We start from the raw sequence: 23,917 nt of genomic DNA, 5'->3' as shown, positions 1-23,917 counted from the left end.
TATTTAAGTGATTGATCTTCAGTGGGTAATGTCTTCATAATGCGACTTATGCTTATACAGGGTTAACAGTCGTAGGGAGACGGTGCTAATGCAGGTTTTTTGGCAGCTAAAATGGTATTTTCAACAGCAATGGCGTCGCTATGGGGGGGCCATTGCTATTCTGATTTTGGTATCCCTGTTTGAACTGCTGCCGCCTCGTGCGATTGGTTGGATCGTCGATGGTGTCGTCAGTGGCGACATGTCCTTGTCGACCATGTTGTTCTGGCTGGCTAGCCTTGTCACTATCTGGTTTGTCGTTTATTTTCTGCGCATTCTCTGGCGTTGCTGGTTATTTGGTGCGGCCTACGAGCTAGGCACCGTCCTGCGTAATCGGCTATATAAACATTTCTCGTCTCAGCCCCCGATCTTTTTTGAACGCTACAAAACTGGCGATCTGATGGCACGTTCAACCAATGACGTGAATGCCGTGATGATGACAGCTGGTGAAGGCGTACTGACCGCTGCCGATTCGGTGATCACTGGTACTGCGGTGTTACTGGTCATGACCACGTTTATCAGCTGGGAGCTGACCCTGCTGGCCTTGGCACCCATGCCATTAATGGCGATTGCGGTCTTTTTTCTCGGCCGTCAGTTACATGGCCGTTTTTCGGCATCGCAGGCAGCATTTTCTGATCTGACCGACAAAACCCAAGAAAGTCTCAATGGGGTGCGAATGATCCGCGCCTTTGGCCTAGAGCGTCGCCAGCAACAGGATTTTGCCGAGGTGGTGGATCACGTGGGTGAGAAAAATCTTGCAGTGGCACAGGTCGATGCCAAGTTTGATCCGGTGATCCAAGTGGCGATTGGGCTGTCATTTTTCCTCAGTATTGCGGGAGGTGGGTATATGGTCGCTCAAGGGCAACTAACCCTTGGCGATTTGACTGCTTTTACCTTGTATCAGGGGTTGATGATTTGGCCGATGCTGGCGATGGCATGGTTATTCAATATTCTTGAGCGAGGTTCGGCGGCCTGGAATCGGTTGCAGCATATTTTTGACCAGAAGCCGGAGATTGTCAGCGGCGATAAGCCGCTTGATTTGCATCAGCAACCGTTGCAGGTGGCTATCGAACAGTTCTGCTGGCAGGGGCAATCTGTTCCGGCATTATCGGATGTGCATTTTCAACTGACCAGTGGCCAGATGTTGGGGTTAGCCGGACCCATTGGCAGTGGTAAGTCGACGTTGCTGGCTCTGTTACTACGCCAGCATGAACTGGAGCAGGGCCATATTCGTTACGGTCATACGGTACTGCGTGAGGCTGAATTAGATCACTGGCGCAGCCGTTTTGCTGTCGTCAGCCAAGCCCCATTTTTATTTTCCCGTTCTATCGCAGATAACATCGCGCTGGGTAAGCCTGATGCGACGATGGACGCGATCCGGGCGGCGGCAGTAGCCGCTTGTATTGACAGTGATATCATACAGTTTCCTCTCGGATATCAAACTCTTGTCGGCGAAAAGGGGATCACCCTGTCAGGCGGACAAAAACAGCGTATGGCGATAGCACGAGCCCTGTTGCTGGATGCGGAAATATTGGTATTGGATGATGCCCTGTCAGCCGTAGACGGTAAGACTGAGCACCTGATCCTGACGAATTTACGGCAACAACAAGGACGTACCGTGATCATTATTGCCCACCGCCTGACGGCGCTGGAACAGGCCGACAACATTATTGTTCTGCAGCAGGGAAGGGTGGCCGAGCAAGGTAATCATGCCCAATTGCTTAAAGAAGATAATTGGTACGCCGAAATGTACCGCTATCAGAAACTGGAACGGGCTATCGAGGGCGCGTAATGGCTGATCAGACAGAGCACCATATCAATAATAAAGCCGTGATCAAGCGCTTGCTGAGTTATGCGCTGGCGGATAAACGCAAACTGGCCCTCGCGATTGGGTTATTACTGTTGGCATCTATCGCCGATGTTTCTGGCCCGTGGTTGATCCAGCATTTCATCGATAACAATATTGCCCAAAATCACTATCCGGCTTACACCGTGGGTAGCTTGGCGGTGACATATATCTTATTGATGATAGCAACAGCATGGTTTCGCTACCTGCAGGCGCTGCGTTTTAACGAGATTGCCATTGGGGTGGTGCAAACAGTGCGTAAACAGCTGTTTGATAAGATCATAAATCAGCCATTATCCGCATTTGACTACATGCCGTCGGGTAAGCTTATTTCACGGATCACCAATGACACGGAATCGCTTAAAGATTTTTATGTTCAGGTGATCGGCACCGTACTCAAGAACGTCACCTTGATTGTGGTGATGGTCATAGTCATGAGTTTGTTGAGTTGGCGTTTAACCTTAGTGGTACTGGTTTTATTGCCTATCGTAATTGGGATCATGGTGTTGTATCAGCGTAAGAGTTCAGCGGCATATCGGAAAATGCGCGATCTGCTTGCTGACATCAATGCCTCAATGAGTGAGTCAATTCAGGGGATGAGCCTAGTGCAGCTTATGCGTCAGGAAAAAGCGTTCTATCACCAGTTTTCCTCCTTGACTGATGCGCATTTGCAGGCCCAGCGGAGTGTGATTTCCCTTAATAGCTTTTTGCTCCGACCATTGATCGATTTTTTGGCGGGTGTGGCTTTGGTTTCGTTGGTGGCCTTATTCGGTGTCACGGGTACCGAGCTGATTGGTGTCGGGGTGCTCTATGCGTTTATTAGCTATCTGGGGCGGGTCACCGAGCCGTTAATCGAACTGACCCAGCAACTCTCCTTGCTTCAGCAGGCGCTGGTGGCCAGTGAGCGTATTTTTGGTTTCATTGATGCCCGTCAGCAGAACTATGGGAATGATAATCAGCCGTTAGCCACGGGTAAGTTGGAGTGCCGTAACCTGAATTTTAGCTACGATGGTTCACAGCCGGTATTGGAAGACATTGACGTTATATTACCGCACCGTGGGTTTCTGGCTCTGGTTGGTCATACGGGTAGTGGAAAGAGTACTCTGGCATCGTTAATGATGGGGTTCTATCCATTAGGCCGTGGCGAGATCCTGCTTGATGATCGAACGTTACCGAGTTTGTCTCATTCTGTGCTGCGACGTGGAATTGCCATGGTGCAGCAAGATCCCCACATTCTCAGCGCCTCAGTGCGAGATAACATTACCCTTGGACGTCATTCTGATAGCCAGCGTGTGGCAGGAGCGGGGCAACCGGCTGATGATGATGCGCTCTGGCTGGCGCTGGAAAAGGTCGGTTTAGCCGAACAGGTCAGGGCGTATGGTAATGGTCTGGATACCTTATTGGGGGGCGGTGGTGTGAACCTGTCTGCTGGACAGAAGCAGTTGTTGGCACTGGCTCGTGTACTGGTCGCCAAACCAAAAATACTGATCCTCGATGAAGCAACTGCCAATATCGACTCGGGTACCGAGCGACATATTCAGCGGGCTCTGGATACATTGCGGGAAGACATGAGCATCGTTGTGATCGCTCACCGTCTATCAACCATCATCGATGCCGATGAGATTTTGGTGCTAAGTCACGGCAAAGTATTAGAGCGAGGTAGTCATCTGCAGCTGCTGGCGGAAAAAGGACATTATTGGCAGATGTATCAGCTGCAGCGGGTGGGTGATCATTTGCAGCAGCTCGAAGCCGAAGGGCTGAATTCCTAATAGTAAGTGTATAACAATGAGGCGGCATTGAATGCCGCCTCAAACAGAATGGTTTAGCCTTTTCTTTTGGCGCGGCGCATCAGGCCTTCCTGTACCGCAGAAGCGACCAGTTCACCTTGTTGGTTATAGATCTCTCCTCGTACAAACCCTCGAGCGCCACTGGCTGATGGGCTATCGATGGCATAAAGCAACCATTCATCCATCCGGAACGGACGGTGGAACCACATCGAGTGGTCAATGGTTGCCACCTTCATTCTCGGAGTCATAATGCTGATCCCATGCGGCTTCATCGCGGTGGTTAAAAATCCCCAGTCAGAGGCATAAGCCAATAAATATTGGTGGATCCGCGGATCATCAGGCATCGTCCCCGTGGCCTTTATCCAAAGGTACTGTTTGGCCGGTTTCAGTTCAGGGGCGAGGGGATTCACCGGATCAACCGGACGCACTTCAATTGGGCGAGTTCGGCCGAAGGTATCAACCACCATTTTAGGCAGTCCTTGGGCCATCTTTTGGATCAGTGCTTGCTCAGACAGTAAGCTGTCGAACGAGGGAACCTCAGGCATGGTTGCCTGATGATTAAAGCCTTCTTCTTCTATCTGGTAAGAAGCGGTGAGGTAGAAAATAGGCCTACCAAATTGCATTGCTTTAACCCGTCGAGTGCTGAAGCTTACGCCATCACGCAGGTTTTCAACATCGTAGTCGATAGGTTGGTGTGGATCACCAGGGCGCAGAAAATAACTGTGAAAAGAGTGAACTTGACGATCTTCGCTGACTGTATTTTTAGCTGCCGATAAGGCCTGGCCTAACACTTGACCGCCATAAACTTGTGGCAAACCTAAGTGCTCACTTTGACCGCGGAATAATCCTTGATCAAGCTGCTCGAGATCTAGCAGAGTGAGAAGCTCATTCAGTTCTTTGCTCATCGGAACTCCAAAAATAATGTTATCATTACGCAATATGGGGATATTGCTAGTTTCTTTAGCGGTAAACGGATAATCAGCTAGTTTAATTATTAGTTCAAGTGTTGATCACACTCTAAAATAACAGGCAAGTAACGGGAGATAAAATGAAAAAGGTTTTTGCACTGATTACAGCATTGGCTGCTGCGTTGATCATTTCAGCGTGTACAAACCTTGGTCAGCCGGGGGCTGATCTAGAACAAGTGACTGGTACCTTAACCTATCGAGAGCGTATTGCGCTGCCAGATAATGCCCGAATTACGGTCACCTTAGCGGATGTTTCAAAAATGGATGCCCCAGCAGAAGTGATCAGCCGTCAAGTTTTCTTGGCTGAAGGAAAGTCGGTGCCATTTCATTACGCATTGAATTTCACCCGCGATGAGATCATCCCTAGCCATACTTACACCGTGAGTGCACGCATTGAAGTGGGTGATAAGTTGATGTTTATTACCGATACGGCTTACCGTGTATTGACCGATCCAGCCAAGAGCCAACAGCAAAACCTACTGTTGGTCAAAGTACAGTAAGCGTACACACTGGGTTACGGGATGGCTGCTCACCGGCCATCCCACTGATACATTTTTAGTTTTACTTTTCCTGCCGCGGTGACATCAACACCTTCAGCAATTAATTTACTTCGCTGGCGTTGTAATCCTTCTCCTGTTAATGATATTTCGCCTTTTGCGTTGATCACCCGGTGCCAAGGCAACGTGGAACCTTCAGGCAGGGTTGCCATTAGCCGCCCAACCTGTCGTGCATAGCCTGGAAATCCGGCCCATTTTGCTATATCACCGTAGGTTGAGACTTTTCCATACGGAATTTGGTGTATTTGGCTATAGATTTGACTGCAAAAATCATCCATATTTATAATTACCTTTAGAAAAACACCCGTTTAACTCATTAAGCATGACAGATTAGTGCTTTGATTTATTTAGTGATTATCAGTTAACGCAAGGAGGTGCTGCCATGTTGTATGCCGCGTTACTTGTTATGGCCAGTATTGCATTAACCATTATTGGTGTCAGTGCATTAGGGCAGAGTCAAGGAGACTTACCCGCTCTGGCCCTTGCCATTCCCGCCTTATGGTTGTTACCTCAAGGTGGCGTATCTGCTTGGTTGCTCTTAATTGGGCTTGGCTCTTACGGCTTTGTGTTACCAGAACAGCCCATTGCTCTGTCCATCAGTATTTTTATGATGCTACCTGTTTTTGCCGTGAGTTTCTCGTCAAAAGGTACTTGGCAGTTGGGGGCATTACTGGTGGCTATTGTGCTGGCCATGGATGTCGGTTTAATGGCCCTGCAGAGTGAAGGTAAGTTAGCAGGAAGCCCAAGTTATACCATCGTGCAAATCATCGCTGTCGGCATCATCTGGATAGCGGTACGAAGTTGGCGTTTGGTAGAAGGGAACACGTGGTGGCCAATATTTTTAGTGGTACCCCTGTGGGTTGGTGGTATGGAGCATGCTGCATTGGTTGCCTTATGCGTCACCGGGTTGATCGCCACTGTCCAAGAAATGCAGAAGAAAAAAATGCAAGAATGGGTAACCCGAATGCTCTGGATTTTGCCTGCAGTCGGTTTTGCAACGTTGGTGGTTATTCCATGGCTAGAGGTGCCCAGCCCTATACTGGTCGCATGGTTATTGATACTGGGCGGTGCTTTGCTTGGCGAATACTTACTTGAAGATTTAGAAGAAGAGGTTTAACGAGCAGGCAGCTTTGTTGGTGATAAATACTTAATCCACCAAAGGGTTGGGTAATAAATCGGCAGTCAGTCATCACTAAGGTTAAGAAGCCTTGCAATCTCATCAGCCTTGACGGATAATCGCTCTCGTTCTCGCAAGAGACACAAAGAATCTATGGAGGCCCCCATTGGTCCTCCCGCAACACTAACCTGTGAACTCGGCCAGGCCCGGAAGGGAGCAACCGCAGCAGGCGTCGTGTGTGCCGGGATGTGGCTGGTGGGGGCTTCCACCCATCTGGCGTTTATGAATTCTCACTAAAATCATAGTCTTATCACCAATACTTTTTCAAAGTATAGTTCAGTTCTCTCTATTTTCATGTTTCATTTTAGTTATCGTAACAAGCGCCATTTCGATCGCTGTTTGTGTGTGATTTTCTCTGTTTACTTTATCTAAGCTGTAATGCTTGTGCATTCACCGCGATGCTTTATAGCCCGAATAATCGTGAAAGTGAAGTTTGCCTTAATCAATCAAGGTAATTGTAATTGGGCCAATCGAAGATTGACTTTGAGGTACTAAATTACGGCACAATAATATTCAATCATGCGTATTAAAAGAGGTCGCCGAAGCGACTTCTTTTCTTCTATTTAACGTGGAGTATATTAAAAGTTATAACGAACCCCAGCAGTAACACCATGAACGGACATATCGACACCATCGAAATCAGCAATTTGATAGCGATATCCAATGGCGATATCAACATTCTTGATCATATATCCAGCTTCAACGCCGACTTGATACGCTATTTTTGAATCAGAATAAGATTCATTGAATCCAGTCGTATCTACAGATAAATGACCAATGCCAAGAATAAAGGCAGAATATAAGTTATTCCCATTATCTATAAATTTTGGTCTGGCATTGATATAGAATGCTTGTCCGTCACCTTTTATACCATCAGAATAGCTAGTCTCGCCAAATTTTCTGTATTCAGCCTCGATCCCTAGATTGAAGCTTGAATTGATGTCAAAATTATACCCAGCAAATAAATTTGCACCTAAATCGTTAGTCTCATCAATGGATAGATCTTTATATTCTAATTTTGTGGTGTTGCTGATGGCGGCATCTGCGCCAATATAGATATTATCAGCAGCAAAAGTATAACCACTGATAACTAACAGTCCCATTGATATCGATAAGTTGACGGCTTTCATTTTTTGTCCATTAAATCAAAATATTACCGTTGAGATCATACTCCTATTAACTAACTATGAAAAGCGATTGCATAAGTACCTAGTCTGTCCGTTATTCTTATTGGATATCCGGGTAGCTATGCAGAGTTATTGGGAAAACAAAAACAGGCAAGAAAGGAGCTATTTCAGACAATGCGCGTAATATTGTCTCCCGTCTAGGCCTGGCAGAAGAGAACCGGCTCGAATTAACGCGCCATTTAGAGCGAAAATTTTCGGGTACGATTGGTAAGGCGCATTTACTACTTGAGTACCACCATCATATTGGTCAGCAGCGTGCTTACGGGGTAAGTGCCAGTCGGCGACGGTTAAACGCCGCCTGATCAATCGCATTTATATTCTTTCACTGGCTATCCTGTTATTGTCATGCAAGCAATTTGTATAAATTGTCAAATAACTGTACTTTGTTTGAGAAGAACGATGAAATAAACCAATGATACAGAATGTATTATGAAGATGTGAAATATTGCAAATAAAGAGATGTGTTTTTAATATGTTTTAGGGTGAGTTTAATGTTTGTTCACAGTTGAGGCTAATTATATAAACATATTACTACATATTAATCCATTTTAGCTTGGAGTTTTTAATCCCCCTCTTATAGTTTTAGGGGGATTATGTTATTTTATGTTTTTTAATATGTATATGGCTCTATTGTATTCTGTGTTGAGTTCTGAGCTATTTGGGTAATTCGGATTTTTCTCATTGCAAATTATGAACTTGAACTCACTCACTGAAGCGACATCAGATGATTTATCATAAATAGGAGATGTATAGTATGTATTTTTTAAATTAACAAAATAATTGCCATCTTTTGGGTAATAAGATATTTCAGATTTTCCAGTTTCTCCAAAATAATCAACTGTAATTTTCTTTAATTTATCTTTATTCCAGTACTCAGTGACTAGACCTCCTTCTGTTGACTCTTCTAAGGAAGGCTTTTCGATTGATGTTAGTTTTGTAATGTCAATGTTGATTTGATTACTTAACATTTTGTAATTACAGTTAGGTGTATCTAAAGCTATAGCTTGGTTTATAGGGATTATTGTAAATAAGATTACGAAAACCACCCTGATAAAGGCGCTCATTATGGTCGTTCTCCATTGAGTAGTTGTTGAATGGATAGACCAAATGTCATTTGAAAGTGAGGTTTATCAATAAAGGTTTTCCAATTTCCACCCCACTCAAAGCCATGGCGAATACCAATTTTAGCAATAGCCTTCCAATCTGGGTTCCAGTTTGCATTTTTATCTTTAATTTCAACAATATCTATAGCTAAGCCATAATTGTGGAAGCTATATCCACCCTTTACTTTTGTAACTTTATTACCATCAGTGGTTCGACCCTGTGCATATAGTGCATTTTGCTCCTCTATAGTTCTTCGTGCTTGTGTAATTCGTAACGTGATACCAAGCTCATTTTCAACTGTATTAATAAATGATGCTGCAGGTGCTTTAACATAAGGATGTAGAGTCAAAATACGTCTATTTGTATGGACATCCCATGTTAGTGCTGAATTTTTTTCTATTTTAGCCGGTTCGATTATTTTTACTTTAGCAGATGAGTTGGCTTTCTTCTCTAAAATACAATTATTTAATTTTTTGATTGTCTTACCATTTGGATCAATACGCCCATCTGGGCGGACCATATTGAGTACTTTTTTTTGAAAAATTTTAATTGCAGCAACGGTTTTTGATTTTTCTGGAAAACGCCCAAGTTTACCATCTTCACTTAGTCGCTTTGTTGGTGTGATGAGATTAAGGACTTTATTTAGATTAATTTGAATTGTTTTTATATCGTCATAAGTGTTTACACCACCAATGCCAACTGATTTGATAATTTTCACATTACTCACAGTATATGCTCTTGATAATAAAAAGTTGATTAAAGTTAAGTGAATATAGGGGAATTTCCTATAAGCTATAATAATGGTTGGGAGATTATTCACTAAAATATATGTATTTTTTGTAAATAGCAGTGAATGTTTGAGTAGATAATCGCAAGATTTTTTTTAATTGTTAGCAGAAACAAATTACAGGAAGTCATGATCCCACATTTTTGTACTTTCTTGCCCTGTGCTCTAAGTGTCTTGTTACATTGATGAGTAAGGGATGCGTTGGTCATATCAAGACAAGGCTAATGCAAGCAAGTAAGCTTGAACGGTACTCCGTATTACTATGAACCCAGCCCTGGCTGGGTGGAACGACCTTCGTATCTAAGAGGGTACACTTTGTATTTATGGACAATTTTTTATTGGTGAATGAGACAGGTCGTGCCAGTCGGCGACGGTTAAACGCCGCCTGATCAATCACATTTATCCTATCTTTTTCGGCTAACCATCGGGTAAAGCTCTGTGTTGCTCGTTAACTCATTAAATCAGTAGTCTATTTAATTTAGACGTTTAAATTTGAAATTAAAGGTTGATTGTTTGCAAGTAAAGTCGCCTAGATTTTATGAATGAAAGGAGTAGAGTCGTAGCAAGTATTTGCAATGAGGACAATATAATGTCACCACAAGATAAATGGCTATTGGATCAGATGCTAGAGTTAGAAGGTAAAGACCTGACTAAGCTCACTAAACAAGAAAAAGAAGTCTTCGATGCATTTGAAGCTCGCGCTCATGAATTTGGTGTAACCATTGAAATTGCCACTGAAGCGCCTATTGGAGATGTTAAGCAAGGAACTTCATCTTATATTGTTAATCAAATTGAAAAACATTTTCCTAATCAGATTATTATTAAGCGTGCTTTAGATTAATAAAATAAAACGAATAATCAAGGCAGACACCTATACCTTTGTACTTTCTTGCCCTATGTTTAAGGCTGTCTTTTACATGGATGAATTCGGGAGCCATCAATCATGCCAAGGGCAAGGAAAACGCAAGTGAGTTTAACCTATACCCGTATTATCATGTGTGTCGCGTTGTGTCGCCACTAAATATTGGCTTGCGTCAGCTTTCTCACTAAGCGGGTGAACGCTTGAGATTCCTGTTCAGATAAGCAAGCGAAGAAGTCATTCTGTAAGTTTGTCATCGTTTGATGAGCATATTGCAGCGCTGTGGTTCCGTCTGGCGTGAGTGACAGCATTTTGAGTCTGTGGTTGCTTTTACATTTGGATACTTGGACGAAGCCACGCTTTTCTAAGTTATCGACCATGCGTTTGGCTACGCTACGCTCGGTCATGACCGCATCGGCCAACTCCTGCTGGCTCATCGGTTGAAACTCTTCTAAGGCCGCTAATGCGCTCGCCATTTCCAATGTCATCTGGTGTGGATCCGATAGTTCAACCAGTGCGCGGTTGCGATACATACGCTGCATAACACTACACACATACATTGGGCTTTGATCCAACGCTGAAATGGGCGAAATTTTTTGTTCTTTCATCTTGGCCTACTTGTTCTGTGTTTCTTTATGGATACAAAAAGAAAGAGCGCTGAAAGCTGCAGCGCTCTTTTTTCGTATTACATGACGGTAGTATAACTCAGCCTTATTGGCGAAGTCTCAAGCGTGACGTCTTAGTCGGCTAATGGTGCCGAATCGACTGACTTGACTTGGTCTTTTTTCTTGCTGTGACGGTCGAACAGACGTTCAACCACCACAAAGAACACAGGGACGAAGAAGATCCCCAGCAAGGTCGCACTCACCATACCGCCCAGCACACCAGTACCGACCGCATTTTGACCGGCAGAGCCTACGCCCGAACTGATGGCTAGCGGCACAACACCCAGACCAAACGCCAGTGAGGTCATGATGATTGGACGAAGACGCACACGTACAGCGTGTAACGTTGCTTCAATCAACCCTGCACCTTTTTCGTAGTACTCTTTGGCAAATTCCACGATAAGGATGGCGTTTTTGGTTGCAAGGCCAACGGTGGTCAATAAGCTTACTTGGAAGAACACGTCGTTATCCATACCGCGGCTCATGACTGCCAGTACCGCGCCCAGTACGCCAAGCGGTACTACAAGCACCACCGCCAGTGGGACTGACCAGCTCTCATACAAGGCAGCAAGGACTAAAAAGACAACCAGTATCGAGAGAGCGTAAAGGGTCGGCGCTTGGTTACCAGACAGACGTTCCTCGTAGGAAATACCGTTCCAGTTTACCGTGAAACCAGCAGGAAGCTGCTTCACCATCGCTTCGATTTCTGCCATGGCTTCACCCGTACTCACACCCGGAGCGGCGCCACCTTGGATATTCATCGCTGGCAGGCCGTTGAAACGCTGTAGTAGCGGCGAACCATAACTCCACTCGCCAGTGGCGAAGGCAGAGAAAGGTACCATTTCACCTTGTGCATTGCGCACATACCATGAGTCAAAATCTTCCGGCTGCATGCGGTGTGCAGAATCACTTTGCATCAGAACTTTTTTCACTCGGCCACGATCAATGTAATCGTTGATGTAAGCACCACCCCATGCCGATGACAGGATCTGGTTGACATCATTGATACTGACACCCAGAGCGCGCAGCTTACTGTGGTCGATATTCACTTGGTACATCGGCGCATCCGCCTGACCGTTAGGTCGTACACCTACCAGTTTCGGGTTTTGCGCGGCCATCCCTAACAGCTGGTATTGCGCGCCGACTAATGCCTCATGACCTAAGCCCAGCGAGTCTTGGAGGTAGAAGTCAAAACCGGTCGCGTTACCCAATTCAGGAATCGCCGGTGGCGCAAAGGCAAACACCATTGCTTCTTTAATCGTTGAGAAGTACCCCATGGCACGCCCTGTCAGTGAGGCAGCGTCGGAACCGGGTGCTTCACGTTCAGACCAGTCTTTCAAGCCGATGAACGCCATACCCATGTTTTGACCTTGGCCGGCAAAGCTAAAGCCCGCAACCGAGAATACTGATTCCACGTTGTCTTTTTCTTGTTCTAAGAAATAGGTACGGATTTTATCCAGCGTCTTTCCGGTCTGCTCTTGGGTTGAGGTCGGCGGTAAGATGGCCATCGAGAATATCGTGCCCTGATCTTCATCCGGCAGGAATGAGGTTGGCAGATTCATGAATAACCACCCCGTACCAGCACTCATGGCGAGGAATAGCAATAGCATTCGGCCAGTACGCTTGAGCATTTTCGCCACGCCTGCTTCGTAGCCTGCGGTCATTGCGTCGAACTTACGGTTGAACCAACCAAAGAAGCCGGTCTTCTCACCAAATTCGGCGTCACTTTTCTTCAATAACGTTGCACAAAGGGCGGGGGTTAGGATGATCGCCACCAATACCGACAGCGTCATCGCCGCCACGATAGTGATAGAGAACTGACGGTAGATCACACCGGTTGAGCCTGACATGAATGCCATCGGTACGAATACCGCTGACAGTGTCAGACCGACCCCGATCAGTGCGCCAGTGATCTGTCCCATTGATTTTTTGGTGGCTTCTTTGGGTTCAAGGCCATCTTCGTGCATCACACGTTCGACGTTCTCAACCACCACGATCGCATCATCCACCAGCAAGCCGATGGCCAGTACCATCGCAAACATGGTGAGGGTGTTAACGCTAAAGCCAGTTGCATACAAGACCGCAAACGTGCCGAGCAAGACCACCGGTACCGCAATCGTCGGAATTAGCGTCGCACGGAAGTTTTGCAAGAACAGGTACATGATCATAAAGACCAGCAACACCGCTTCGAGCAGAGTTTTGACCACTTCGGTAATCGATGCTTCAACAAATGGCGTGGTTTCAAACGGGTAGGCGATCTTCAATCCTTCAGGGAAGGTTTCGCTGATCTGTGCCAGACGCGTTTTTACTGCTTCAGCTGTTTCCAGTGCGTTTGCCCCAGTGCCCAGCGAGATCCCCAAACCAGCGGCAGGGAAGCCGTTGTACTGGCCTTTAATATCGTAGCTTTCTGCACCGCGTTCAACATTCGCCACATCTTTCAGGTACACGTTTGAACCATTCGCTTCTGATTTCAGAATGATATTTCTGAACTCTGCCACACTGGTTAAACGGCTGGCCGAAGAGATGGTTGCGTTGAGCAACTGGCCTTTTTGTGCGGGTGCGGCCCCCAACTGCCCAGAAGACACTTGCGCGTTTTGCTCACGAATAGCGTTAGCCACATCAAGCGCGGTGAGGTTGAACTGGGTCAGTTTGAACGGATCCAGCCAAACACGCATGGCGTATTGCGCACCAAACGCTTGCACCTGACCTACACCACTAATGCGGCTGATCGGATCTTGAATATTGGTGACAACGAAGTCACCGATGTCATTTTCGGTGAACTCCGGGTTTTCAGAATAAACCGCGACCACCATCAAGAAGGAGCTGTTGGCTTTGTTGACGATGATGCCCTGGCTTTGTACTTCCATTGGCAGTGAGGTCATCGCCAATTGCAGTTTGTTCTGCACCTGAACCTGGGCAATATCCGGATCGGCTTCGCTGTCAAACGTCAGCGTGATGGTGGCGTTACCAAACGCATCACTGCTGGCGTTGAGGTAACGCAGGTAGTCCAGACCGGTCATGTTTTGCTCGATAACCTGTGTTACCGAGTCTTCTACTGTTTTCGCAGATGCACCCGGGTAACGGGCATTAATCGTGATCGTGGTCGGTGAAATGGTCGGGTATTGCGACACTGGTAAGTTGAACAAGGACATGATGCCCGCCAACATCGTCAGGATTGCCAGTACCCAAGCAAAGACCGGACGATCAATAAAAAATCGTGCCATGATTATGCCTGCTCACCGGGTTGAATTGTGACAGCGCTACCCGGACGCACCATCTGCAGGCCGGTGGTGATCACTTTGTCACCGGCTTTCAGGCCATCAGTAATACGCCATTGGTTGTTGATCGCTTCTGCCGTGGTAACAGGGCGGACAGACACTTTGCTGTCTGCACCCACCATCATGACAGAGGCTTTACCTGTCGCATCACGGCTAATGATGTTTTGTGGGATCAGAATTGCGTGCGGATCCACACCCACCGTGACGGTGGCACGGACGAACATTCCCGGTAGCAATAAGCTGTCTGGGTTGGCAAATTCCGCACGGAGTGTGACGCTGCCAGTGCTTTCATCGACGTTGACTTCGGTGAACTTCAGGGCACCTTTATGGGCGTATGTTGAACCGTCTTCAAGGGTCAGTGTGACTTGGGCAGATTCATCTTTTTGCAGGTGACCTTGCGACATCGCGGCTTTTAAACGCAGTAACTGTGCAGAGGATTGCACGATATCGACATTGATCGGATCAAGCTGCTGAATCGTGGTCAGCGTGGCGGCTTGGTTGGCGGTCACCAACGCACCCGCTGTTACGTTTGACTTGCTGATCACACCACTGATCGGTGCTTCCACTTTTGCATAAGACAGATTGATTTTCGCGGTGTTGATCTTCGCTTTGGCCACAAGCACTTGTGCTTTTGCTTCTTTGTAAGCGGCTTCTGCGTTGTCGAGATCTTGCTGGCTGATCGACTTTTTCGAGATCAAGGTGCGGAAACGTTTGACGGTAGCGTGGGTTGACTCTTCAGCGGCTTGCGCGCGGATCAATTCGGCTTCTGCACTTAATAGTTCAGCTTGGATCGTTGAATCATCAATTTGGTACAACGATTGACCTTTTTTGACGACGCCACCTTCGATAAAGTGACGTTCCGCAATAATGCCCGTGACCTGCGGACGCACTTCGGCTTCCATATAAGCACGGCTGCGCCCGGGCAGCTCAACCGTTAGTGTTTGACGAACAGGTTCTACGGTCATTACCGTCACTTCCGGTGTCGGGGCGGGACCACTTGGGGCTTGTCCCTGTTCGTTTTGCTCACATCCGACCAAAAAAAGGCTCGACGCGATCAAAAGAGATAGCGTGGTTCTACGTATCATGAAAACTCTCTCGTTTATAACGAAAACAAAATGACCCAATAAAAAGTCACCCATACTTAGACGTTATAATAATTGCAAAGAGTGTTGTACATGCAACACCCTTACACTTCTTTACAAAACAAGCGCAAAGACCGCTGACTGTCTGCGTATGCAGGCACTGTACTGTCTATTATTGATAAGTTGATAAAATACTGCCTTGACCTTCCACTTACTGGATACTTTAATGTTCTGGCAATCCAGAAACAGTGAGATTTTTATAATGAAAAAAGTCAGCCTATCCCTTCTTATTGCTGCATTACTGTCATCGTCAGCAGTATTTGCCCACGACACTCATTCTGACAGCCATAACAGTTTGGCGGCATCCCAAACGATGATGACTGATTCTATGGCCGCGATGCATGGCATGCACACCCTGAAGTTAACGGGTGTGCCGTCGTACGACTTTGTGGCGGGGATGCTCCCACATCACGAAGGGGCCATTGTGATGAGTGAGAAGATCTTGCCGTCTTTGACTGATCCGCAAATCAAGCAACTGGCGGAAAACATCATCAAAAGTCAAAAAGAAGAAGTGGCGTTCATGAAGCAATGGCTGGCGGATCATAAAACCATTAATCCAAAAGATGTGGATATGAAAGCGTCACAAGCAATGATGACTCAATCAATGGAGGTGATGCATGGTATGTCGACAGTGAAGCTAACGGGTAATCCGAATGTGGATTTTGTTGAAGGGATGATCCCCCACCACGAAGCGGCCATTAAGATGGCGGAAGTGGTGATGCCATACCTGAAAGATCAGCAGATTAAAACGTATGCTGCAAACATTATCAAAGCGCAACAACATGAAGTGGCTTTCATGAAAGCGTGGTTGGCTAAGCAAGCATCATAAGCCCCGCCAATGTTCCGTTCCTGTACTCGGTTTGCTGCCGGTGTGCAGGGCGGTTCAGAATGATGCAACTTGGGTATATATCCAAATAATGTCCGAACATTATTCGTCATGCTGTTTAATGTTTGTTTTTGATCCATCAATTTCAGGGTGACCAATTAGTCGGCCATGAAATTTGGATAAACCAATAGTTCTCCGAGTTTTTTCCGCCCAAGCAATCCCTATTACCAATCCGATTCCAGAAAAACTGGCTATGAGATAAATATTAATATCATCACGAACAATACAAATAATCATGGCCATAGTGAAACCAATAAGCATTGGTGAGAGAGTTGTCTTCAACCACAATAATACATGAACCCATCCTGCAATGAATTTAAGCATTGTTAAACCTTCTATATTCAAGAACCACTCTGTTTACAAATCTCTGCTTGATTAGCCGCCAAGACATTCTCGCTGAAACGAGCATATTGAGGTTGCTTGGGTATTAGCCATAACGAAATCAGACAGCACAGTATGTTACCAGACACCTAGACGATTGCGATGACATTAATCACCTGTTTGATCTAAAAGCTATTCCTATTTTCTGGATGATAACGAGGGAACGCTGAGCCTCATTATTTAGCATGCTTTTACCCTATAAAACTCACCGGTAACAGCGTAGGATTAAACCACTTTCGATATAAATTGGGCTGCACTCGGGTGCAGTTACATGAGAAATTATGCAAATAACGGCAAAAGCATCACTTAATCACGCATTACTTATTTCTATTTGCACGCCGCAGTTTAAAGGCGATGAGGCAACAGAATCTCTGGCAGAGTTGGCTCGCCTCGTGACGACCCTCGGGTTTAAAGTGGTTGGTACGCAGTCGCAAAAGCTCAGTTCGACTCAGAAGATGAATGTGCTGGGGGTCGGAAAGCTGGCTGAAATTGCACGCCTGACGGGTAACCAAGGGACGATTGAAGAAGAAATTGACGCAGAAGACTTATTTGATGAGATGGAATTTACCGATATCCCCTCAGAAAACCTGCCGTTTGCCTGTGCTGATGTGGTGGTGTTTGATTGCGATTTAAGCCCATCACAATTGCGTAATGTCGAGAATCAATTAGGCGTTGAGGTGTTTGATCGTACCGGGATTATCATTGAGATCTTCAGCCGCCACGCACGTACCCGAACTGCACGGTTACAGGTTGAAATTGCTCGCCTTAATTATTTAGCACCACGATTGAGAGAGTCCACCAGTGGTAATAAAGAACGTCAGATGGGTAAAGGAGCGGGTGAAACCACGCTAGAGCTTGACCGCCGTAAAGTCCGCGACCAACTGGCAGAACTTCGCCGCGAGTTGGTGAGTGTGCAAGATGAAATGAAAGGTCGGCGTACTCAACGTTCTGAGCTTTTTTCTGTTGCCTTGGTAGGGTATACCAATGCGGGTAAATCATCGATGATGCGCGCCATTACAGGAAGTGATGTCGTCGGTGAAAATAAACTGTTCGCGACGCTGGATACCACCGTGCGTGCGTTACAGCCGATCACTCAACCTCGGATCTTAGTGTCAGATACTGTCGGGTTTATTAAAAAATTACCGCACGACTTAGTGGCTTCATTCCATTCCACCTTGGCCGAAGCGCATGATGCTTCCTTATTGTTGTATGTGGTTGATGCCGCGGATCCGTCTTTCCGCTCACAACTTGAGGTGGTACACGAGGTCTTGGAAGAGGTGGGCGTAGACGGGGTCAAAAAGCAATTGGTATTGAATAAGTCCGATCAACTGAGCCCAGAGCAACAACAAGCACTGATGGACGAATTTCCTGATGCTATGATGATGTCAACGCGCAACCCACTTGATATCAAGGCGCTGCACAAATACATCGTCAGCGTTGCTGAGCACGATATGATCGAAGATGAGATCATTGTGCCGTATACTGCGAAAGGTATTATCGGTGAAATTCGCTCGAGCATGAGTATTACGAAAGAAGAATATGAATATGATCATATTAAACTCACGGTACGCTCAAGCGCGATTGATTTAGCAAGGTTAAAAAAGCGGATGCTGAATTTATAATACAGAATAAGGAGGCTAAAGCGGTCTCCATTTCGATGATGGCTTACGTAGAATTGCTCGATATTGTAAAACATTGATCACCACAAGGATTCAGTTATGAATGTGGATAAAGCGAAAAAGCGTATAGCAAAGCAAGTGAAGAAAGGGTTTAAAGGGTATCCTCAGATCTCTCTTGCCTATTATGGGAAAACAACGGAACTTGCAACTGAAGTGATCGTCGGGTTTATTCAAGAAGAGGGGACTGAGCCTCAGGAGCAAAAATTCGTAAGTGAAAATGATGTGCGAGACGATGAGACGATCCAATCTGTTTTGGTGAAAATAATTGAACGCGCTGGTGCGAATAGTGTTATTGAACGCGAAGGCGTTGCAATTATTTAACAAGGTGACGATAAAATAAAACTTACATGTTTTATCGCCTTCTTATTCTCAGTGTGTCTTTACATATACAGGGTGGGTGAGGCGCTCATTAAGCGCCTTTCTTATTTAGCACCCTTTACTGATGATCTGGTAAAAGGGAGTCTCATAGTCTTTTTTGTTAAATCCATAAGCCATATAACATTGGCTGTTGATGATATCGGTAATGGTGTCATTATCAAATCCGGGTGCACCTCTTGGGACGAGATAAACGGGGCCAAACACACCGCCTGCTGCAATGACATTCCAGTCATCATTACTGAGTCCTAGCAGCGTACGTACATTCCAAGCGGTTGGCTGGATATGGCCAAAGTGGAGACTGACTTGCTTGTTGTTAATCAGTAATTCTGCTTTTGTCTCGTTATTATAGTGGCTAAATTCCTGGTCTTGAATACCTTTAATGACCGCTTTTCCATACACTAGCTCGTTAGCTGATTGTAGTGAACCATCAATAAAATCCAGATCAGAAATGATGGCATCATCAGGGATATTGATATATATAGGAATAGAGATGGCGGCTAAAATACCGATTATAACAATAACGGTAATTAATTCTATAAGAGTAAAGCCGTGATTGTTATTATACGCTGATTGGTCGCATATTTTGTGTTTCATACCCAATTCCTGGTGTTGTTAAAACACAAATTATGCCGGGAAGCATGTATTGTCGAGCCATTGCATTGCAATTTCACCGGCGTTTAAAATAGCATCGATATCTGGCTTTGTTAGCTTTAATGACGGGATGCTATCACCGAGACATAAGGCAACTGAAGCCATTTTTTCTGATAACACATCAATATCCCCGGTAATGTCTTCACCATTCTCGCGTTGTAATAATGCTTTTTCTAAAAATTGAGCTGTAAACCATGCGAGTCCGCCGTAATTGGATAATCCCATGGATTTAGTGTGAGATTCAGCATCATGAAATAGGCTTGTACTGGTTACCATGGTTAACATTTCGGGGCTTAATTCTTGCCCTACACCCAAAACACGATGATGTTGTTGGCAATATTCAAGTGCAGATTGTAAGTTGTTGTTATGGCTAAATGGGAACATTTAATACATCCTTTCTTGATTTGTCTGTATTGTGGGTTATTGATATACGATAGTTAATTCAGACTTATACTATTAGCAGTATGAAACTATATAAATAACATTAATCTGGTTGCGATATTATTACAATATAAAGTAGAGAATTTATATTGGTCGTTTTTGATTTATTTGTATGCAATTTTGCTACTTGTTAATGGGTATTGTTATCGATTGATTATTAAGTCCGATTGGGACTGTGAAAAAGGTCGCTAATAGCGACCTTTTAATATTATGTCATCAGATAACATGACGAAATCAGACAGCTACAAGATTACTTATCGATTGTGAATGTGAAGAATTGGCTAGTACCATTATCATTATCACTTACAATATAACCGTTCGCTTGCTGTTTTGTTTGTGTTGCAACTGCAATTGATTCAATCTTAGTGATGACCGCCTTACCTGCATGTTCAATTTCTTGGCTGTAAGGAATTAAATTTAGAACAGAGGTATTTTCTAATGTTTGCAATGGTAGAACACCAACAAAGCTGCCTTGAATTGCACCATCATTTACGCTGCTTTGGTTATTACCTTCAACCGATGCAGTGAAAATCAAACTATTATTATCTTTCCAGTAATCTGCACCAGAGAAGCAAGCTTGCACGCCGTTAATGGTTGGTAGCTGAGCTTGATAGACTTTTAAAGAAGGCAGTGTTGTTGATTTTCCTTCTAAATATTGCATTAGATCAGTTGTTTTCATTGCAAAAATGGCATTTTTACCTTCATTACCTCGGTTGAAGATGAAAATTTCATTAGCAGTATTTGCAATACCTTCGATATTGATTTTTTGCTCTTGAGTGAATCCAGCAGATTGATGCAGCTGTGCATATAGGTTAGATAGAGACAGTTTTTGATTCTCTCCACCATTTACGGGAATAAGGTAAGCATTTTCTCGTAATGTTTTTTTGCTACCTGAACCAATTACAAAGTAATAAGGCTGATTGTTGTAGTCAATCATTGTCATCGATTCAAAATCAGGTTTGATCTTATGATTAATACGTTTTTGTGCATTAACTGGGAAGTTATCAATCAGAGCTTTCTTTTCAATTTTGAAATCATGATTAACGGTAAACAACCAAGGAGAATCATCTCCTGCCACAATTAATTCTCCGTTATGCATCACCATACCAGAGCCTGAAGACAAGTTATGGTTAATGGTTGAGTTTGCAATGTCGAATGTAAATTGTTCTGGTGAGGCAGCTGCTGTTTGTGCGCAGCCATTTACAAGTAATGCGACAGCACTTAGAAGGCCAATGGTAGCGTATTTTTTTGTTTTCATTGTTATATCTACATATTGATGAAGACTGAAAGTAAGCGAACTCTACACCTGTTTAATGTTGATAAGAAGATACGAAAACGTAGATTTTAGGTGATATATGTTTTTTGAGATTTCTTTATATTTAACATATTGAAAATAATGTGAGTTTTGTAAATGTAAAATTATGCATGCATCAAAAAAGTTGTTAATGGTTAGTGAGTTAGTATTGAAAGCAATGTTTTAAGTGAGTCAGAAACTGTCTCATATCAAGAAAGCATTCAATATGCACGTTTTGGTGAGGAGTGATCGGCTGCTAAAAAAGGTCACCTCAGTGACCTTTTTGTCCATTATCTAATAATGATGGCTGATTGAACAGCTCCTGCAAGGTATTAATGAACTGACCAACATGCAGGCCGTCCATCATACCGTGGTGTACTTCGACAGAGAGCGGCATTCGCCAGCTATCACCTTGTTGGGTCAGTTTCCCGAGTGCCATTTTGGGTATGCTATCGGGAAAGTTGGTGTCTCTGGCGTGGCTCATACTGGTGAAATCAACCCAAGGTAATACCGTCATGTGAATGGTTTCCTGACGGATTGTCTGGCCAATAAACTGCTCGACAATAAACGGTGTTTTTTTGATGTTGATTTCGCTTTCAGTCGCCCGCTGACTGAACTCGCTAAAGGTTGCGGCATAGGGCAAGTCGCAAAATCTGACGGTATTATCATCGGCGAGTAAGGCAATGCTGACACACATGGGCGAGTAGATACGCACCTCATCATCCACAATGCGATAGGCCATGGGTTCACAGTGGTTTAAGGCTTGCTGGGTCAGATAAAGATAGGCATGGAAAAAACGGTGTCCGTGTTGCTTGCAGTATTGATAGAGCGCTGTCATATCAATCTGTGAGCAGACGTTATACCAAGGGTGGCTAAAGCTCTGGTAAAACTTAAAATGTTCAGCGCGTGACCAGGTTGTGGTGTCTAACACTGTGTATGCCATGGAATGTCCCTTTACATCGTTGCATCGGCGTGAAGAAGAGCAAACCTGACTATATCGCTGTAGTCAGGTTTGAATGGGTATCGCGAAACCGTATTAGCCCGGTCATCTTTGAGGGGTCAGTGTTTAAAGGTATTTGCTTCGTTGTTACTGGTGGCGGTGAGATCGCCGGCCGGATTCACAAGGTGCGGCAGAATCTTGGCAAGATTAAGTTCGATATCTTTATCTTCTACCGGGTTAATGAATAGGTTATACCAACCTAATAAGCCCAGTACCGCATAGCCAATGGCATCATCGCTTTCACGGTGCTCTATGATGATCTGCATAAAGCGTAAAATTGCCTTATCATTGGTTTTAGCTTGCTTGAGGGTTGCTTGAAAGATATCAGTCGCTTCAGTCACTAAGCCTTCGTATTCAGTTTCAATTGCGACTTTAAAAGAACCACCATCAACGGAAATTTTCATATCAATGTAGCCTGTTGTTTTAATTGGATAGGATAGTAGCGAATAACGAACCACTTGTCGCTAAGCGCTGTTGCGGTGAATACGATTGAGAAAAACTTTTCAGATGAGGGGTGATATCAAGGATTGAAGCGGCCAGTTTTTTTACACTGATGAAAATTTCACTGCGGTATCGATGATGAGCCAGACCGACATCCAACAGACTATTGCGAAATTTACTTCTATGGAGCAAGCGTTAAGGTATTTTGAGATTGATTTCGATAGCCGCTTTATTGATGAATACCGCATTCCTTTAATGAAGTGTTTTAACGGTTATTTGTTGCTGACGAAACCCGATGACTGGTTTTCAGCCCGTCGTGCACTTAAAAATGCTTACTGTAAAATACAACGCGGCCGACTTGATCCGCATACCCGCTCTGCCTGTCGCGGGTGTACCTCATGCCAGCGGCGTTGAGTACTACTGGGAAATTATTTTGAAAGCTCAGCCGCTGTATCAACAAAGATCCCTTGGATATCTTTGGCCTCACGTTCAGTTTGCCCACCATGCTTGAGAAACGCAGTAATGATGGCTTGGGTTTTATTCTCTTTTGCCCGATCGAGGAAGTAGCGAAGTTCTAGTTCTGCGCCAGCCTGTTCATCTTTAATAGACGTCTCGATGATGTCTTTGTACATCACAATGTCACGGACTTCTAATTGACTGATGATCCCTAGCGTTTGAGCAAGGAAGGTATCCATCTCTGCTTTGGGGACGTATTGAGTAATAATATTTAAGGCTTCTGCTTGCTGGGCGGTGAAATCATTACCCAGAAGCAGCGCTTGTAATGCTTTGTTTTTCCCCAGTCTTCTTGCAAACTGCACCGCACCTTGACCACCGGTTGGGATATTCACATGAATTTCTGGTTGAGCGAAAGCTGCGTTTTCAGTGCCATATGCTAAATCACACGCCATCACAAATTCATTACCGCCGCCACGCGCTACGCCATCAACTACCGCAACAGAGATCTGTTTCATTGCCTTAATATTGGTGATCATGTGATTAAACTCAATAGAGGCAGCTTGACCACCCTGAGTGCCATTGATCACATTGAGATCCAAGTGCGCCAAAAAGAATGTGTCATGCAGTGATTTGAATACCACTACTTTTGTATCACGATCATTGCTTAACGATAGAATAAACGTATTTATTTCGTTGATAAGATCTATTGTTAATACATTGACGGGTGGGTTATTGATAGTAACGCTAGCAATGCCATTGTTGTGGGTGATTGATAATTTATTCATGAATATTTCCTCATTTCTCTCAATGGGCTTTTTCACTCAAGCCCTCAATGTGCAGCTACTATAAGTTTGTCATAGGTTGAGAAAAATGCTCAAATTGGCACATTATTGGTGCTAAAAATGCAACAAAGGTGC

The 23,917-nt window shown here is 44.7% G+C and carries 24 protein-coding genes and 1 other RNA gene; 10 read left to right on the top strand and 15 right to left on the bottom strand.

Going from position 1 to position 23,917, the window contains the following annotated elements:
* The first annotated feature begins 88 nt into the window (after positions 1 to 88).
* Together L4D12_RS06000 and L4D12_RS05995 are read left to right on the top strand one after the other, a co-directional pair.
* The gene (locus L4D12_RS06000; protein ID WP_428446913.1) at positions 89 to 1,828 is read left to right on the top strand and encodes an ABC transporter transmembrane domain-containing protein; all 1,740 of its coding nucleotides are present in this window, start codon (positions 89 to 91) and stop codon (positions 1,826 to 1,828) included.
* Between the two features lie 23 nt (positions 1,829 to 1,851).
* Positions 1,852 to 3,651, top strand: coding sequence for an ABC transporter transmembrane domain-containing protein (locus L4D12_RS05995; protein ID WP_428446942.1), 1,800 nt, complete (start codon positions 1,852 to 1,854; stop codon positions 3,649 to 3,651).
* A gap of 53 nt (positions 3,652 to 3,704) precedes the next feature.
* Here L4D12_RS05995 and tesB read toward each other — a convergent pair whose 3' ends face one another.
* Positions 3,705 to 4,574, bottom strand: coding sequence for an acyl-CoA thioesterase II (gene tesB / locus L4D12_RS05990; protein ID WP_428446912.1), 870 nt, complete (start codon positions 4,572 to 4,574; stop codon positions 3,705 to 3,707).
* A gap of 143 nt (positions 4,575 to 4,717) precedes the next feature.
* Here tesB and L4D12_RS05985 point away from each other — a divergent pair, with 143 nt between their 5' ends.
* Complete coding sequence (locus L4D12_RS05985) at positions 4,718 to 5,137, top strand: YbaY family lipoprotein (protein ID WP_428446911.1); 420 nt, start codon at positions 4,718 to 4,720, stop codon at positions 5,135 to 5,137.
* Between the two features lie 29 nt (positions 5,138 to 5,166).
* Here L4D12_RS05985 and L4D12_RS05980 read toward each other — a convergent pair whose 3' ends face one another.
* A complete protein-coding gene (locus L4D12_RS05980) occupies positions 5,167 to 5,472 on the bottom strand; it encodes an MGMT family protein (protein ID WP_428446910.1) in 306 nt (101 codons plus the stop codon).
* A 104-nt stretch (positions 5,473 to 5,576) separates the two neighbouring features.
* On the opposite strand from L4D12_RS05980, the gene L4D12_RS05975 reads away from it, so the two are divergent.
* Complete coding sequence (locus L4D12_RS05975) at positions 5,577 to 6,311, top strand: VP0952 family biofilm-associated protein (protein WP_428446909.1); 735 nt, start codon at positions 5,577 to 5,579, stop codon at positions 6,309 to 6,311.
* A 164-nt stretch (positions 6,312 to 6,475) separates the two neighbouring features.
* An RNA gene (gene ffs / locus L4D12_RS05970) (signal recognition particle sRNA small type) lies at positions 6,476 to 6,572 on the top strand.
* Positions 6,573 to 6,949: 377 nt separating this feature from the next.
* On the opposite strand, the gene L4D12_RS05965 is transcribed toward ffs, so the two are convergent.
* From L4D12_RS05965 to L4D12_RS05955, 3 genes are all read right to left on the bottom strand, one after another.
* Complete coding sequence (locus tag L4D12_RS05965) at positions 6,950 to 7,501, bottom strand: outer membrane protein (RefSeq protein ID WP_428446908.1); 552 nt, start codon at positions 7,499 to 7,501, stop codon at positions 6,950 to 6,952.
* Between the two features lie 653 nt (positions 7,502 to 8,154).
* Positions 8,155 to 8,622, bottom strand: a complete 468-nt coding sequence (locus L4D12_RS05960; RefSeq protein WP_428446907.1) for a hypothetical protein — start codon at positions 8,620 to 8,622, stop codon at positions 8,155 to 8,157.
* Positions 8,622 to 9,389 carry a M15 family metallopeptidase gene (locus L4D12_RS05955; RefSeq protein ID WP_428446906.1) on the bottom strand — a complete coding sequence of 256 codons (768 nt, stop codon included), beginning with the start codon at positions 9,387 to 9,389 and terminating at the stop codon, positions 8,622 to 8,624. Before L4D12_RS05955 ends, L4D12_RS05960 begins: the two co-directional genes overlap by 1 nt.
* Before the next feature lie 649 nt (positions 9,390 to 10,038).
* Here L4D12_RS05955 and L4D12_RS05950 point away from each other — a divergent pair.
* Positions 10,039 to 10,290, top strand: coding sequence for a hypothetical protein (locus L4D12_RS05950; protein ID WP_428446905.1), 252 nt, complete (start codon positions 10,039 to 10,041; stop codon positions 10,288 to 10,290).
* A 176-nt stretch (positions 10,291 to 10,466) separates the two neighbouring features.
* Here L4D12_RS05950 and L4D12_RS05945 read toward each other — a convergent pair whose 3' ends face one another.
* The 3 genes from L4D12_RS05945 to L4D12_RS05935 form a co-directional block, all read right to left on the bottom strand.
* Positions 10,467 to 10,916, bottom strand: coding sequence for a MarR family winged helix-turn-helix transcriptional regulator (locus L4D12_RS05945; RefSeq protein WP_428446904.1), 450 nt, complete (start codon positions 10,914 to 10,916; stop codon positions 10,467 to 10,469).
* Positions 10,917 to 11,047: 131 nt separating this feature from the next.
* Positions 11,048 to 14,197 carry an efflux RND transporter permease subunit gene (locus tag L4D12_RS05940; RefSeq protein ID WP_428446903.1) on the bottom strand — a complete coding sequence of 1,050 codons (3,150 nt, stop codon included), beginning with the start codon at positions 14,195 to 14,197 and terminating at the stop codon, positions 11,048 to 11,050.
* Between the two features lie 2 nt (positions 14,198 to 14,199).
* Complete coding sequence (locus L4D12_RS05935) at positions 14,200 to 15,336, bottom strand: efflux RND transporter periplasmic adaptor subunit (protein WP_428446902.1); 1,137 nt, start codon at positions 15,334 to 15,336, stop codon at positions 14,200 to 14,202.
* Between the two features lie 259 nt (positions 15,337 to 15,595).
* Between L4D12_RS05935 and L4D12_RS05930 the strand changes: the two genes are divergently transcribed.
* Positions 15,596 to 16,222, top strand: a complete 627-nt coding sequence (locus tag L4D12_RS05930) for a DUF305 domain-containing protein (protein ID WP_428446901.1) — start codon at positions 15,596 to 15,598, stop codon at positions 16,220 to 16,222.
* Positions 16,223 to 16,321: 99 nt separating this feature from the next.
* Here the strand turns inward: L4D12_RS05930 and L4D12_RS05925 are convergent, their stop codons facing one another.
* Positions 16,322 to 16,603: a hypothetical protein gene (locus L4D12_RS05925; protein WP_428446900.1), complete on the bottom strand. Its 282-nt coding sequence runs from the start codon at positions 16,601 to 16,603 to the stop codon at positions 16,322 to 16,324.
* Positions 16,604 to 16,941: 338 nt separating this feature from the next.
* On the opposite strand from L4D12_RS05925, the gene hflX reads away from it, so the two are divergent.
* Complete coding sequence (hflX, locus tag L4D12_RS05920; RefSeq protein WP_428446899.1) at positions 16,942 to 18,282, top strand: GTPase HflX; 1,341 nt, start codon at positions 16,942 to 16,944, stop codon at positions 18,280 to 18,282.
* A 96-nt stretch (positions 18,283 to 18,378) separates the two neighbouring features.
* Positions 18,379 to 18,660: a hypothetical protein gene (locus L4D12_RS05915; RefSeq protein ID WP_428446898.1), complete on the top strand. Its 282-nt coding sequence runs from the start codon at positions 18,379 to 18,381 to the stop codon at positions 18,658 to 18,660.
* Between the two features lie 105 nt (positions 18,661 to 18,765).
* On the opposite strand, the gene L4D12_RS05910 is transcribed toward L4D12_RS05915, so the two are convergent.
* From L4D12_RS05910 to L4D12_RS05890, 5 genes are all read right to left on the bottom strand, one after another.
* Positions 18,766 to 19,311 carry a prepilin-type N-terminal cleavage/methylation domain-containing protein gene (locus L4D12_RS05910; protein ID WP_428446897.1) on the bottom strand — a complete coding sequence of 182 codons (546 nt, stop codon included), beginning with the start codon at positions 19,309 to 19,311 and terminating at the stop codon, positions 18,766 to 18,768.
* A gap of 30 nt (positions 19,312 to 19,341) precedes the next feature.
* The gene (locus tag L4D12_RS05905) at positions 19,342 to 19,752 is read right to left on the bottom strand and encodes a hypothetical protein (protein ID WP_428446896.1); all 411 of its coding nucleotides are present in this window, start codon (positions 19,750 to 19,752) and stop codon (positions 19,342 to 19,344) included.
* 307 nt (positions 19,753 to 20,059) lie between these two features.
* Positions 20,060 to 21,067 (bottom strand): DUF6929 family protein, encoded by a 1,008-nt coding sequence (locus tag L4D12_RS05900; RefSeq protein ID WP_428446895.1) that lies wholly within the window; start codon positions 21,065 to 21,067, stop codon positions 20,060 to 20,062.
* 307 nt (positions 21,068 to 21,374) lie between these two features.
* On the bottom strand, positions 21,375 to 22,046 hold the full coding sequence (locus tag L4D12_RS05895) for a CatA-like O-acetyltransferase (protein WP_428446894.1): 672 nt from the start codon (positions 22,044 to 22,046) through the stop codon (positions 21,375 to 21,377).
* A gap of 116 nt (positions 22,047 to 22,162) precedes the next feature.
* Positions 22,163 to 22,507 carry a hypothetical protein gene (locus L4D12_RS05890; RefSeq protein ID WP_428446893.1) on the bottom strand — a complete coding sequence of 115 codons (345 nt, stop codon included), beginning with the start codon at positions 22,505 to 22,507 and terminating at the stop codon, positions 22,163 to 22,165.
* Positions 22,508 to 22,682: 175 nt separating this feature from the next.
* On the opposite strand from L4D12_RS05890, the gene nifW reads away from it, so the two are divergent.
* Positions 22,683 to 22,958 carry a nitrogenase-stabilizing/protective NifW family protein gene (nifW, locus tag L4D12_RS05885; RefSeq protein ID WP_428446941.1) on the top strand — a complete coding sequence of 92 codons (276 nt, stop codon included), beginning with the start codon at positions 22,683 to 22,685 and terminating at the stop codon, positions 22,956 to 22,958.
* A 14-nt stretch (positions 22,959 to 22,972) separates the two neighbouring features.
* On the opposite strand, the gene L4D12_RS05880 is transcribed toward nifW, so the two are convergent.
* On the bottom strand, positions 22,973 to 23,785 hold the full coding sequence (locus L4D12_RS05880) for an enoyl-CoA hydratase/isomerase family protein (protein ID WP_428446892.1): 813 nt from the start codon (positions 23,783 to 23,785) through the stop codon (positions 22,973 to 22,975).
* Positions 23,786 to 23,917: the final 132 nt, after the last annotated feature.

The sequence above is a fragment of the Photobacterium nomapromontoriensis genome, assembly GCF_050336815.1.
Lineage (GTDB): Bacteria > Pseudomonadota > Gammaproteobacteria > Enterobacterales > Vibrionaceae > Photobacterium > Photobacterium nomapromontoriensis.
The sequence above is the reverse complement of the archived record's forward strand: the minus strand, read 5'-3'. Positions and strand labels throughout refer to the sequence as shown.

Excerpts from the sequence above, each read along its gene's own strand:
- L4D12_RS06000 (WP_428446913.1), top strand. The coding sequence starts at position 89 with ATGCAGGTTTTTTGGCAGCTAAAATGGTATTTTCAACAGCAATGGCGT.
- tesB (WP_428446912.1), bottom strand. The coding sequence starts at position 4,574 with ATGAGCAAAGAACTGAATGAGCTTCTCACTCTGCTAGATCTCGAGCAG.
- L4D12_RS05985 (WP_428446911.1), top strand. The coding sequence starts at position 4,718 with ATGAAAAAGGTTTTTGCACTGATTACAGCATTGGCTGCTGCGTTGATC.
- L4D12_RS05980 (WP_428446910.1), bottom strand. The coding sequence starts at position 5,472 with ATGGATGATTTTTGCAGTCAAATCTATAGCCAAATACACCAAATTCCG.
- L4D12_RS05975 (WP_428446909.1), top strand. The coding sequence starts at position 5,577 with ATGTTGTATGCCGCGTTACTTGTTATGGCCAGTATTGCATTAACCATT.
- L4D12_RS05965 (WP_428446908.1), bottom strand. The coding sequence starts at position 7,501 with ATGAAAGCCGTCAACTTATCGATATCAATGGGACTGTTAGTTATCAGT.
- L4D12_RS05960 (WP_428446907.1), bottom strand. The coding sequence starts at position 8,622 with ATGAGCGCCTTTATCAGGGTGGTTTTCGTAATCTTATTTACAATAATC.
- L4D12_RS05950 (WP_428446905.1), top strand. The coding sequence starts at position 10,039 with ATGTCACCACAAGATAAATGGCTATTGGATCAGATGCTAGAGTTAGAA.
- L4D12_RS05945 (WP_428446904.1), bottom strand. The coding sequence starts at position 10,916 with ATGAAAGAACAAAAAATTTCGCCCATTTCAGCGTTGGATCAAAGCCCA.
- L4D12_RS05940 (WP_428446903.1), bottom strand. The coding sequence starts at position 14,197 with ATGGCACGATTTTTTATTGATCGTCCGGTCTTTGCTTGGGTACTGGCA.
- L4D12_RS05935 (WP_428446902.1), bottom strand. The coding sequence starts at position 15,336 with ATGATACGTAGAACCACGCTATCTCTTTTGATCGCGTCGAGCCTTTTT.
- L4D12_RS05930 (WP_428446901.1), top strand. The coding sequence starts at position 15,596 with ATGAAAAAAGTCAGCCTATCCCTTCTTATTGCTGCATTACTGTCATCG.
- L4D12_RS05925 (WP_428446900.1), bottom strand. The coding sequence starts at position 16,603 with ATGCTTAAATTCATTGCAGGATGGGTTCATGTATTATTGTGGTTGAAG.
- hflX (WP_428446899.1), top strand. The coding sequence starts at position 16,942 with ATGCAAATAACGGCAAAAGCATCACTTAATCACGCATTACTTATTTCT.
- L4D12_RS05915 (WP_428446898.1), top strand. The coding sequence starts at position 18,379 with ATGAATGTGGATAAAGCGAAAAAGCGTATAGCAAAGCAAGTGAAGAAA.
- L4D12_RS05910 (WP_428446897.1), bottom strand. The coding sequence starts at position 19,311 with ATGAAACACAAAATATGCGACCAATCAGCGTATAATAACAATCACGGC.
- L4D12_RS05905 (WP_428446896.1), bottom strand. The coding sequence starts at position 19,752 with ATGTTCCCATTTAGCCATAACAACAACTTACAATCTGCACTTGAATAT.
- L4D12_RS05900 (WP_428446895.1), bottom strand. The coding sequence starts at position 21,067 with ATGAAAACAAAAAAATACGCTACCATTGGCCTTCTAAGTGCTGTCGCA.
- L4D12_RS05895 (WP_428446894.1), bottom strand. The coding sequence starts at position 22,046 with ATGGCATACACAGTGTTAGACACCACAACCTGGTCACGCGCTGAACAT.
- L4D12_RS05890 (WP_428446893.1), bottom strand. The coding sequence starts at position 22,507 with ATGAAAATTTCCGTTGATGGTGGTTCTTTTAAAGTCGCAATTGAAACT.
- nifW (WP_428446941.1), top strand. The coding sequence starts at position 22,683 with ATGAGCCAGACCGACATCCAACAGACTATTGCGAAATTTACTTCTATG.
- L4D12_RS05880 (WP_428446892.1), bottom strand. The coding sequence starts at position 23,785 with ATGAATAAATTATCAATCACCCACAACAATGGCATTGCTAGCGTTACT.